At 56.1% G+C, this 12,032-nt stretch carries 9 protein-coding genes; 7 read left to right on the top strand and 2 right to left on the bottom strand.

Features of this window, described 5'->3' with window-relative positions; genetic code table 11:
• Window positions 1-382: 382 nt before the first annotated feature.
• From BBOMB_RS05425 to purD, 6 genes are all read left to right on the top strand, one after another.
• Window positions 383-1,831: an amino acid permease gene (locus BBOMB_RS05425; protein ID WP_044087504.1), complete on the top strand. Its 1,449-nt coding sequence runs from the start codon at window positions 383-385 to the stop codon at window positions 1,829-1,831.
• 142 nt (window positions 1,832-1,973) lie between these two features.
• Window positions 1,974-2,498 (top strand): hypothetical protein, encoded by a 525-nt coding sequence (locus tag BBOMB_RS05420; RefSeq protein ID WP_044087452.1) that lies wholly within the window; start codon window positions 1,974-1,976, stop codon window positions 2,496-2,498.
• A gap of 276 nt (window positions 2,499-2,774) precedes the next feature.
• The gene (locus BBOMB_RS05415) at window positions 2,775-3,320 is read left to right on the top strand and encodes a MarR family winged helix-turn-helix transcriptional regulator (protein ID WP_044087451.1); all 546 of its coding nucleotides are present in this window, start codon (window positions 2,775-2,777) and stop codon (window positions 3,318-3,320) included.
• 242 nt (window positions 3,321-3,562) lie between these two features.
• Window positions 3,563-5,419 (top strand): ABC transporter ATP-binding protein, encoded by a 1,857-nt coding sequence (locus tag BBOMB_RS05410; protein WP_044087450.1) that lies wholly within the window; start codon window positions 3,563-3,565, stop codon window positions 5,417-5,419.
• Window positions 5,420-5,502: 83 nt separating this feature from the next.
• Window positions 5,503-7,338 carry an ABC transporter ATP-binding protein gene (locus BBOMB_RS05405; RefSeq protein ID WP_044087449.1) on the top strand — a complete coding sequence of 612 codons (1,836 nt, stop codon included), beginning with the start codon at window positions 5,503-5,505 and terminating at the stop codon, window positions 7,336-7,338.
• A 371-nt stretch (window positions 7,339-7,709) separates the two neighbouring features.
• Window positions 7,710-9,071: a phosphoribosylamine--glycine ligase gene (purD, locus tag BBOMB_RS05400; protein WP_044087448.1), complete on the top strand. Its 1,362-nt coding sequence runs from the start codon at window positions 7,710-7,712 to the stop codon at window positions 9,069-9,071.
• Window positions 9,072-9,194: 123 nt separating this feature from the next.
• Here purD and BBOMB_RS05395 read toward each other — a convergent pair whose 3' ends face one another.
• On the bottom strand, window positions 9,195-10,430 hold the full coding sequence (locus tag BBOMB_RS05395) for a 5-(carboxyamino)imidazole ribonucleotide synthase (RefSeq protein ID WP_044087447.1): 1,236 nt from the start codon (window positions 10,428-10,430) through the stop codon (window positions 9,195-9,197).
• Complete coding sequence (purE, locus tag BBOMB_RS05390) at window positions 10,414-10,923, bottom strand: 5-(carboxyamino)imidazole ribonucleotide mutase (protein WP_269146620.1); 510 nt, start codon at window positions 10,921-10,923, stop codon at window positions 10,414-10,416. The genes BBOMB_RS05395 and purE overlap by 17 nt, the downstream gene beginning before the upstream one ends.
• Before the next feature lie 451 nt (window positions 10,924-11,374).
• On the opposite strand from purE, the gene BBOMB_RS05385 reads away from it, so the two are divergent.
• Complete coding sequence (locus BBOMB_RS05385) at window positions 11,375-12,010, top strand: NAD(P)H-binding protein (RefSeq protein WP_044087446.1); 636 nt, start codon at window positions 11,375-11,377, stop codon at window positions 12,008-12,010.
• Window positions 12,011-12,032 lie beyond the last annotated feature (22 nt).

The following is a 12,032-nucleotide window of genomic DNA, read 5'->3' as shown; positions in this document are numbered from 1 at the left end:
TGTCTGCCTTTCATGGTTTGCAGTTGTGGTCATTCATATGACCGCTGTAGTCCGTGTGCGTGTTGCACTCAAGGCAGCGCACATGCACACGGATCGTCGTTTCTTGAAGGCTGTGATCAGTGCTTGCTGTTGATGGATGGTTAGCATGCCGTTTACATGTATGCCGTTTTCCTTGTGTATCATTTGGTTACAATAAAGACTGGCGCTTGAAGGCGCAGGGTTATCTTGCGTTCATGGCGAGCATTGGCTGGTACCACTACTGAAGGGGTGCACGGGGTTGAGGATTGATGAGTCATGGGGCGGCATGAGTGAAAAGGGCACTGTGAGCGACGATACGGAAGCGGGAACGGATGGTCTACAACTCCCGCGCAACGACGTTTCCATGGGCGAGCAAAGCAAGGGCAATTCGCTGGAACGAGGGTTGACCAATCGTCATGTGCAGTTCATCGCCATTGGCGGGACCATAGGGACTGGTCTGTTCCTTGGCTCCGGCAAATCCATAGCATTGACTGGCCCGAGCATCATCTTGGTCTATATTTTGGTAGGTGCGGTGATGTTTCTTTTCATGCGCGCCATCGGGGAGCTCATGTATCGCGATCCGAACCAGCATACCTTCATTAATTTCATAGGCCGGTATCTTGGGCCCGGGTGGGGGCATTTCGCCGGATGGTCGTACTGGATCGTGCTTATTTTGATAGGCTTGACGGAGTTGACAGCCGTGGGCACTTATTTCGTCACCTTTTTTAGCACGTTCGGCTTCAATCTCAAACAGTGGCAGTGGCTCATCGAGTTGTGCTTCCTGGTGCTGCTCGTCGCTATCAATCTCATTGCCGTGAAGGCGTTCGGGGAAACGGAATTCTGGTTCTCCATGATTAAGATCACCCTTATTCTAGGGCTTATCGCAACAGCTGTGGTGATGCTGATTGTCGGCTACCATTATCCGGCTGTGCATGTGCATGGACTGGACCATGTCAGTTCGGCGGGACATGTCGGTTTTGACAATATTCTCAACGGTTTCAAGCTTGCGCCGAATGGGCCGATGGCTTTCCTCATGAGTTTCCAGATGGTCTTCTTCGCCTATGAGACGATTGAATTCGTCGGCGTAACCGTTTCTGAGACGAAGAATCCAAGAAAGGTGCTTCCTAAGGCCATCAATGAGTTGATAGGCCGCATCCTCATTTTCTATGTGGGTGCCCTCATTTCCATCATGCTCATAGTTCCTTGGCGAACATTTCAACCCAATGAGGACGGTACCTTCGCTTCGCCTTTCGTCATGGTGTTTCAATACGCAGGGTTCAACTGGGCTTCCGCCCTCGTTTTTTTCGTCGTCATCACTGCGGCGTCTTCGGCGTTGAACTCACTCCTGTATTCCGCCGGCCGCCATTTGTTCCAGGTGGCGCTTGAGTCTCCCAATGCCGTCATCCGAAAACTTGGCGTGGTGTCGAGGCGCAAAGTGCCCGCGCGAGCCATCCTGGCTTCCGCCGCACTGATTCTTCTTGCTCCGGCAATCAATGCAGTCCCGCAGGTGTCCAGTGCCTTCGTCCTCTTCTCGTCCGCTTCCAGCGCGGTCATTCTGTTTGTATATATTCTCACCATGGTGGCTCACCGGCGCTACCGGATGTCAAACGATTTCGACCCCGACGGTTTCTTGATGCCTGCCTACAAGGTGACCAGCGTCATCACGATTGTCTTTTTCGTGTTCATCTACTGCACTCTGTTTCTTTCGAAAGAGACTACCGCCCCTGCGGCGCTCGGATTGTTATGGCTCCTCTGCTTCGGTGGATACAGCTTGATTAAGGGTCGTAAAGCCGGGGTTGCGTTAGAGAGGTGATATTTTCGAAGGCTGGGGAGAAGACGCTTGCTCAGAAAACTGGTATCCCAGTTTTTAGAGGTGTTGCGTTATAGTTAAGTGGATATGACTGGAATTAATTAATTCATATGGTAATTGTGCCATGTGATAAAGGAGTCGGAGAATGATGAAAGTGACAAATATCCGTAAGGCAGTAGCTATGGCTGCCGCGACGGTTATGGCTGTCCTTGGTTTGGCTATGGCGGGTCCGGCATTGGCCGCTCAGGGCAATGGTGCTGCGGGAGCAGATGATTCGATTGTCTTGCCGGCGAATAACGTTTATGCGGTTTCTGATCGTTCGCAGGAGTACAAAGGGAAGGACGCGAGGCTGGAACTGACGGTTCCTGTCGATGGTGCTCGAAAGATTGCTCAAGTTCCGCTCTCTGCGGATAGTCTTTCCAAGACCGCCGTTCAGACTTCAGGGGTAGTCCTTGCTGAGGGCAAGGATCATTCATTCTTCTGGATTCGTGACGACGGTAACCTTCCTTGGTGGTGGTGGCTGCCTTATGTCGTTGTTGGTGTGATTGTCGGAGTGCTCATCGTGCTTTTGATTAACTATCTGCTTCGCCGCAAGGACGAGAAGGAAGATGAAGACGAAGATGAGGCCTACGACGGTGGCGATTATTCCAAGGATGGACAGCGTCGCTGAGAGGGAATCCAAAGCCGATAGGGCTCTGTAGTACAGTCATGTTTGACTGTCGATGGTGTGGGTGAAATGGCATCACGATACATTCAAGTATCGTGATGCCATTTTGCCGTTCCAAGGCCTGTGCGAAGTGTGGTCATGGACCGTTTTCCATTGTCTCAGTCAAGCGTTTGTGACACAGCGAGCGTTTCGACGTAAATCGATGGCTTGATTCCACTGGAGATGAAAAGTTAATAGTGTGAGATATTATTTCATAAAATAGTACTCAGGAGGGTGTTCATGGAAGGGTTCGAACAAGAGGCTTTGCTGGCTTTGCATGACAGTCTGCATCATCAGAAGTCCGCGATGTGCCATGAGCTGTACCGTTCCAACAAGGGGGAGCCGTTTGTGCTGCACCATCTGCTGGGTCATGGTACTTCCACTCCTTCTGATTTGGCGGCGGCTCTGCGTTCGAGTTCGGGTAGGATATCGGCCCTGCTTGGTGCTTTGGAGAAGAAAGGCTTTATAATCCGCCGTATCGACCCGGAAGATCGGCGTAATATTTTGGTTTCGCTCACTGATGAAGGTCGGGCTGAAGCCAGTCGTGAAAATGATAGGGTCAGCTCGGCCATCCGCTGGGTCTTCTCCCAGATGGGCGAACGCCGCACCCGTGAGTTCGTCGAACTGGTGGATGAGTTCATGACCTATATGTCAGTATGCCAGCCCGCTGGGCCAAGACCGAGTGCGCAGGAGGTTTCCCAGGCGTTCGAGGAGCGCGCCCGCAAGCGCGACAAAGAACGTCCGAACTCACGTGCTCATGTCCGTTCAGTACCCACAGAGCATTGATTTGTGAAGCGTTGTCGATTGGCTAACCCACACTGACCGAGGAGCTTTTTGAGGCACGACGGGAAACCACTTCGCGGTAAGCAAATAAACGCTGATGTCCTTTAGCATAGTATAATATTTCGCACAAGAAATAATTAATGCTGTTAAATATTTTTGATGCTGATGTACAAAATTTCGACGATGTTACTCCGGATGACGGAGCTTGGCGACGTCGATACGATTGTACGCAAGAAAGGGAGCCGATGCTTCGTATAAGCAGGTATCTCTCCAAAATGGAGATAGGCCAGTTGCTGCTGAGCCTCGTATTTACTGTGGGGCAGATTTTCTTCGACCTCAGACTGCCGGATTACATGTCTCAGGTGACCAAATTGGTGGAGACCCCGGGGAGTAGAATGTCTGACATATGGAAAGAGGGCGGCAAAATGCTACTCATTTCCATGGGCTCGTTGCTGTGCGCCATCGCTGTAGGGTACTTCATGGCCCGCATTGGCGCTTCTTTCAGCCAACGGCTGCGTTCTCTGGAATTTCGGAAGGTGGAGTCCTTCGGCCCTGCCGAGATGGACAGGTTTTCTACTGCGAGCCTGATCACACGTTCCACCAATGATGTGACGCAGATTCAGATTTTCATCACCATGGGTCTGCTCATGGTTTTCAGGGCGCCGATCATGGGTGTCTGGGCCGTCTTCAAAATCGCTGGCAAAGGTGCGGATTGGACCTGGGCCACCGGCATTGCCACGGTGATTCTCATGGCCTTCATGGCCATTATCATGGCGCTTGTCATCCCTAAATTCAAGGCCATGCAGAAGCTCACCGACAACATCAACCAGGTGGCACGCGAAAACCTGACCGGCCTTCGTGTGGTGCGCGCCTATAACGCCGAGGACTATCAAGAGAAAAAGTTCGACAAGGCGAATGACGAGTTGACTGGTACGCAGCTTTTCACCACACGTGTGATAGCCGTCATGATGCCCCTGATGAACACCGTCATGAATGGTCTGAGTCTCTCCATCTATTGGATAGGTGCCTACCTCATCAAAGCCGCCGGAGCGATGGACAGGCTTACACTTTTTTCCAACATGGTGGTCTTCTCGAGCTACGCCATGCAGGTCATCTCTGCCTTCCTGCTGCTCGCGATGGTATTTGTTCTGTGGCCGCGCGCCGACGTCTCGGCGCAGCGTGTGCTTGAAGTGCTCGATACCGAACCCATCGTCAGGTCCGGTTCGGTCACGACGGGGAAGAACGGCGAAAGCGGAACCGTGGAGTTCAGAAACGTGCAGTTCACTTACCCGAGGGCCCGCAAACCTATGCTTGAAGGCATCTCCTTCAAAGCCGAGAGGGGACAGACCGTGGCGTTCATCGGTTCCACCGGCTCGGGCAAGAGTTCGCTGATTAACCTGGTTCCGAGGTTCTATGACGTCAGCGACGGTCAGGTGCTTGTGGACGGTGTCGACGTGCGCGACTGGGATGTGCAGGCGTTGCGCGACCGTTTGGGGTATGTTCCGCAGCAGTCGGTCATGTTCAAGGGTACCGTGGCTTCGAACGTAAGCTACGGGGCCAAACCTGAACACAGCGAAGACGTCGAGCTGGCCGACACCTCGACGGCAGAGGGTCGCAGACATGAGCTGGAGCTCATTGCCGCAAGTTCGGACAACGTCGGGCTCACGGATGCCCAGATGGAGGACGTGCGCAAGGCCGGTCAGGTGGCGCAGGCCAGCGAATTCGTAGAGCGTATGGATGGTGGCTGGCAGGCGCCTATTGCCCAATCCGGCTCCAATGTTTCGGGGGGTCAGAAACAGAGGCTTTCCATTGCACGCGCGGTATACCGCAAGCCTGAAGTTCTTATCTTCGATGATTCGTTCAGCGCGCTCGACTTCAAGACGGACAGAGCCGTACGCGACGCGTTGAAAACCCAGGCTGTGGGCGTCACGAAGCTCATCGTCGCTCAGCGAATCGGCACCATAATGGACGCCGATACCATCGTCGTGCTTGACGATGGCAGAGTCGCAGGGGTTGGCACCCATGACGAACTGCTGAAAACCTGCCCTGTCTATAAGGAGATCGCGCAATCCCAGCTGAGCCCGGAAGAGCTTGAGGCCTAAACCGTGGTGCGGCCCGTTTTTGGAGCGCCGATACGGGCCCATGTCGAACAGGAAAACGTTAACGTTGAACTAAGGAAGAAAACATGCCAAGAAGAATGAGGGGCGTGGCCGAGAAACCCGCCGATTTCGCAGGTGTGATGAAAAAACTCGTCAGCTACTGCAAAAGATACCTGCCAATGGTGGTCATCGCCTTGGTTTTGGGGGCCATAGGGACGATCTGCCAGATTGCAGGGCCCAACATGCTCAAGAACATGACCAACGAGATAGCCAAGGGCTTGCCTGCCATCGTGCATGGCCGTCCCGTTTTGGGATCCATCGACATGGGAGCAGTCACCCGCATCGCCTGGACGCTGGTTGCGCTGTATCTGGCGTATGCGTTGCTGGGGTACGTCCAGCAGTGGATGATGGCCAACGTCACGCAGCATACGGCACAGTCGCTGCGTGACGACATCTCGCGCAAAATCAACCGTCTGCCGTTGAGCTATTTCGATAGGACCAGCTACGGCGATGTTCTTTCGCGCATAACCAATGATGTCGATGCCATCGCCCAGACACTGGGGCAGTCCTTGGGAAGCCTCATCACTTCCATCACCTTGTTCGTCGGTGCTCTGGTAATGATGTTCTGGAACAACGTCCTGATGACGGTGTGCGCGATTGTTGTTGCGGCGGTCGGTGGCGTGCTCATGGTCATTGTCATGAAGGCTTCGCAGGAATACTTCATACGTCAGCAAGTGGCGTTGGGCGAGGTGAACGGGCACGTCGAGGAGATGTATTCGGGTCATGTCATCGTCAAAGCCTACAACGGCGAGGCTGACTCCATTCGCCAGTTCGAAAAGTACAATGATGACCTTTATGACTCCGCTTGGAAAAGCCAGTTCCTGTCGGGCCTGATGAACCCGATGATGAACTTCATCGCGAACCTCAGTTTCGTGGTCGTGTGCATCGTGGGCGCCTCCTTGGCGCTGAACGGTAAGATCGAATTCGGCGTCATCGTCGCCTTCATGATGTACGTGCGCCTCTTCACGCAGCCCCTTGCCCAGTTCGCCCAGGCCATGCAGAACCTTCAGCGTTGCGCCGCCGCCTCGGAACGCGTCTTCACCTTCCTGGAGGAACCGGAAATGAGCGACGAATCGGGCAAGCGGGCCTTGCTCGGTCGTGATGCCGAGGGCCACCCGCAGAGGGTGAAGGGCGACGTGGAGTTCAAGGACGTCAATTTCTGCTATGAGCCGGGCAAAACCATCATCAACGATTTTTCCGCCTCCGTCAAGGCCGGACAGAAGGTGGCCATCGTCGGGCCGACAGGTGCCGGCAAGACGACGCTGGTCAATCTGTTGATGCGTTTCTATGATCTTAATGGCGGTTCCATATCCATAGACGGCATCGACACCGCGTCCGTCCCGCGCGCCAACGTGCATGAGCAGTTCTCGATGGTGTTGCAGGATACCTGGGTGTTCCACGGAACGGTCAATGAGAACATAGCATACGCCAAGGGGGGAGTGACACACGAACAGATTCGAAGCGCGTGCAAGGCCGTCGGCTTGGACCGTTACATCCAATCGCTTCCTCAGGGTTACGACACGGTGTTGGATGAGAACTCTTCGCTTTCGCAAGGGCAGCGTCAGCTGATGACCATCGCCCGCGCCATGGTTCAGGATGCGCCGATTCTCATCCTCGACGAAGCCACCTCTTCGGTGGATACCCGCACGGAGGAGCTCATCCAGAAAGCCATGGACGCGCTTACCGTAGGGCGCACGAGCTTCGTCATAGCGCACCGTCTTTCGACCATCAGGGACGCGGATATGATTCTGGTGATCAACCACGGCGACGTGGTCGAACGGGGCACTCATGACGAGCTGCTCAAAAAGGGCGGCTTCTACGCCGATTTGTACAACAGTCAGTTCTCGCAGTTGCCCGCGTAAGGCGTTGCCTTAGACGCGGTGCAAACGAAAGACCTCGAATACCATGGAAGCGGCGGCAAACCAAGAAGGTGCCGCCGCTTTTCCGTACCCGTCGAGCGGGCATGAATCAGGCCTGTGCCAGGTCTACGGTGAAGTGACGAAATGGCACAGGCGTCAGGGGATACAGCCAGCCTATTGCGAGTCCTGCCGTGGCTGCCGGGTTCCTACCATCTAGGGAGTAATCTTAAGTCATATATGCCATATGTGTAGCGGATTGCTATGGATTTGGCGCCACTTGGCGCTTCAGGGCGGCTGAGTGAAAGAACGGGGGGAAGTGGGAGTCCACGTAGGGGCATCCCGCAGGGAAACTCCATACAGTCGGGAGAACAGATATGAAGGTCTTGGTCATCGGTTCCGGCGCGCGTGAGCATGCCATCGCACATACGCTGCTCAAAGGGGGCGGAGTCTCGGAAGTCACGGTGGCCCCGGGCAATCCCGGTATGGAACGTGATGGCATCCGCACCATGAAAATCAACCCGGAGAATCGCATGGCCCTCATTGAGTTCGTGAAGGCGAACGGCTACGACTGGGTGTTCGTAGGCCCTGAGGTTCCTTTGGTCGAGGGAATTGTGGATGACTTTACTGAGGCGGGGATAAAGGCGTTCGGCCCCACACGCAAGGCCGCGATGATTGAGGGTTCCAAAACATTCGCCAAGTCGCTTATGGAAAGTCGCGGGATTCCTACCGCCGCCTCCCGTACGTTCACAGATTTGGACAGCGCCCAGGCCTATGTCGTCGAACACGGTGCCCCCATCGTCGTGAAGGCCGACGGCCTGGCGGCCGGCAAAGGTGTGACCGTCGCAATGGATGAGCGTACCGCGCTTGACGCACTGCAGAGCATTTTTGTGGATCGCCGTTTCGGCATCGCCGGAATGAGCGTGGTCCTGGAGGACTACCTTGAAGGTCAGGAGTTTTCGCTCATGAGTTTCGTAGACGGCGAGCGTTTCTGGCCCATGCCCATCTCACAGGACCATAAACGTGCCTACGATGGTGATGAGGGACCCAATACGGGCGGCATGGGTGCATATAGCCCGGTGCCTCAAATCGGTGACAACGTTGTTACCGCCGCAATCGACACTATCGTGCGGCCGACGGTCAAGGCCATGGCTGATGAGGGTAATCCGTTTACGGGCGTGCTTTATGCGGGGCTCATCGCCACGGATGAGGGGCCGAAGGTGATTGAGTTCAACGCGCGGTTCGGCGATCCGGAGGCTGAGGTCGTGCTGCCATTGCTGACTTCCGATTTGGGCGAAGCCATTGACGATATCCTCAATCACCGCGAGCCCACGTTCACTTGGGATGAGGATCATGCCGTGGTCGGCGTGGTGCTGGCGGCCGAAGGGTATCCGAATGCGGTGAAAACCGGTGCGGACGTGCCTCTGATCGACATCGATGCCGATAGTCACGTCTTCTACGCCGGCGTCGAAATCGGCACAGTGGAGGAGGACCTCAGCGGTGCGGCGGATTCGGACAGTTTCGTGGGCACTGCCAACAACATCACCGGAACCACCTCGACGATGCTGAAAACCGTGTCGCAGGCACCGCTGGCCGCGAGCTCCGGACGTGTCCTTCTTCTTGCATCAAGGGCACGTGATATCCACGACGCGCAGGTTCGTGCCTATGAACTTCTGGATGCCGCCGACACCACCGGCATGTTCTATCGTCATGACATAGGTGCCAAAGCGCTGAAATAGCCAGCTGTGCCGAATCGGTTGTGCGTGTGCGCCGTTGCGCGGCGTCGAGCGATACGAAAGTGGCCGAACGAACCGCGTCTGGGCGGATTGGCGTTCCGGGTGGGTTGCGCCCGGACGTCGCTACTACTCCAAATTGTCCCAGCAGCCGGTAGCTTCGAGCTCGTCGACGGTACGCGCCGTATCGTTGGTGAGAACCGTGATGTGTCCCATTTTGCGGTCGCGACGGGTCTCGCCCTTGCCGTAGTCGTGCACGTTCCATTCAGGATGCAGGGGGATGACCCGGCGAGTAGGCTCCACATGCTGGCCCAGGACGTTTACCATGACGGCAGGGCTAAGCAACTTCACCTTGGGCAACGGCCAACCCACGATGCCGCGAATATGTGCGTCATATTGGTCCAGCGAGCAGGCTTCGATGGTGTAATGGCCTGAATTGTGCGGTCGTGGAGCAAGCTCGTTGACGATGACCTGCCCGCTTTTTGTGATGAACAGTTCAATAGCCAGCGTGCCCGCCAATTCGAAGCCTTTGGCCAGACGGATTGCCAACTCGTGCGCCTCCTGCGCGATGCTCGGCTTGGCTTGTGCGGGAGCGATGGTCATGTGCAGAATATTGTGGCGGTGCTCGTTGCGCACCAAGGGGAAAGTCACCAGATCGGAGTTGTTGCCATTGCCGCAGACCAGCACGGACGCTTCGAAATCAAAATCGACGAAGCCTTCGAGTATGCTCGCAGGGAACGCTCCTTTCTGTCGTGCGCGCTCGCGGATGCGTGCCAGGTCTTCGGGCCCGCGCAGCACATCCTGTCCGTGGCCATCATAACCGCCGCTGCACGTCTTGAGCACCGCGGGGTAGCCGATGCATCTGCGGCGGCAATCCGTAGGTGAGTTCGGCGGTACGGGGTCCACGTCGTCGTCAACGGCCGACAGTGCATCCTCCAATTCTTCGATGCTGTGTATTGCGCGCCAAGGGGCCGTCAAGGAGCCATGGCGGTTAATGAAGGTTTTCTCGTGTACGCGTTCCTGTGTGACCCGCAGAAGGTCGGTGCCTTGGGGCACGGCGACCTGGCCGCGGACTGCGTCGATGGTGTCGGCGTTCACGTTTTCGAATTCGTAGGTAAGCACGTCGCTACGTTGAGCAAGATTGCGGATGGCGGTCTCGTCGTCGTAATCCGCAACAATCTGCCAGTCGGCTACCTGCGCGCAGGGGCAGTCCGGCGTAGGGTCGAGGGTGCCTACGCGGAATCCGTGGTATTTCGCAGCGATGGCCATCATCTGGCCGAGTTGGCCGCCCCCGATGATGCCTATGGTGGCCCCTGGCATAAGTTGTTCGATTCGTCCGTTCGTTTCCTCAGATAAGCTGGGCATTGCTCTGAGCCACCTTTTCCTTGAGGGAATCGCGATAGTCCTGTAATTGATCCGCGAGTGCGGCATCCGTGAGGCCTAGGATGCTCACAGCCAGCAGAGCTGCGTTCGTTGCGCCAGAATTGCCTATGGCCGTTGTTGCAACAGGTATGCCGCCTGGCATCTGTACGATTGAGAGCAACGAGTCCCAACCTGAAAGCGCATGTGATTGGACCGGAACGCCGATGACCGGCAACGTGGTCTGTGCGGCCACCATGCCGGGCAGATGCGCCGCACCACCTGCGCCTGCGATAATGACTTTGATTCCAGCTCGCCGCGCCTCGTGTGCGAACTTCGCCATGAGTTCGGGTGTGCGGTGGGCGGAGATGACCTGTTTCGAATACGCCACTCCAAATCGCTCGAGAGTACGGCAGGCATGCCTCATGGTCTCCCAATCGCTCGCTGAGCCCATGATGACCGCCACTTCAGGTGCCTCATCGGCACCATGCCCTTCGATGCGTGCGTGGCACCTATCGGGGGGTGTGGGTGCGTCGGGGGCGCCGGCCTCTTGGGCATTGGCTACATCGGTGCCGTTGAATTCGGATGAATCGTTGTTGTGAGAAGCTGCCACTGTTGCCATATAAGACCTCCGGTAGGGACAAGGCCGATATTACCCGCTGGGTGCGAACACGTCGGAGTCCGATGCTCCGCACAGGTCGGATGAATTTTAGGCCGGCTAGACGCCGCCTTCCGTCAGCCGGTTTGTCCTGCCGTCTGCGTGCCCGTCTGAGCTCCTACCGAGAGGTGAGTGGAACGCATTTTGGGAAACCTGCCGCCCACCCTCTGGATTGGTACAGAAGCCATTTGACTTTGAGCAGGCTTGAAGGAATAGCCTTAGGTGTGGATGAAAGCGGATGGCTCGGATTAGCGTCATCCGGTGTGGTGCATCCAAGGGAAAAGGGAAGGGAATGACCGGCATCATTATTTTGGGGGCTTACGGGCAGGTAGCACGACTGGTGCGCAGCCGTCTGCTGCAGGAGAAGGATGCGCACCTGACCCTGTTCCTGCGTCGTTCGGAGCGTATCACCGATGCCGATCCGGAGCGTGAGACCGTGGTGGAAGGTGATGTGAACGATTATGCGGCACTGGTCGAGGCTGTCAAAGGCCAGGACGTGGTGTACGCCAACTTGGGTGGGCGTTTTGAGCCGATGGCGGCGAACATCGTCAGGGCAATGGATGCCGATGGCGTCAGACGCCTGATTTATGTCACCGGGCTGGGGTTGTATCATGAGGTTCCAGGTGAATTCGGACGTTGGATCGAAGAAAGCTGCGGACACGAGGTCATGGAGGATACCCGCCGTGCGGCGGCGATTATCGAGGATTCGGATGTGAACTACACCATCATCCGCGCAGCCTATATGGACGACGCGGCCGACACCGACTATGAGACCACGTGCAAAGGCAAGCTGTTCCGAGGCACAACCATCTCCCGAGCGTCGATTGCGGACTATATTATGCGGCTTCTTGCCGATCAGCAGCTTGATAATCGCTCTAGCGTCGGCATCGATCGTCCCGGCACGGACGCAGACAGGCCGATGTGGTGATACGTATGGTTCGTGGCCGGTG

It is taken from the genome of Bifidobacterium bombi DSM 19703, assembly GCF_000737845.1.
GTDB lineage: Bacteria > Actinomycetota > Actinomycetes > Actinomycetales > Bifidobacteriaceae > Bifidobacterium > Bifidobacterium bombi.
The sequence above is the reverse complement of the archived record's forward strand: the minus strand, read 5'-3'. Positions and strand labels throughout refer to the sequence as shown.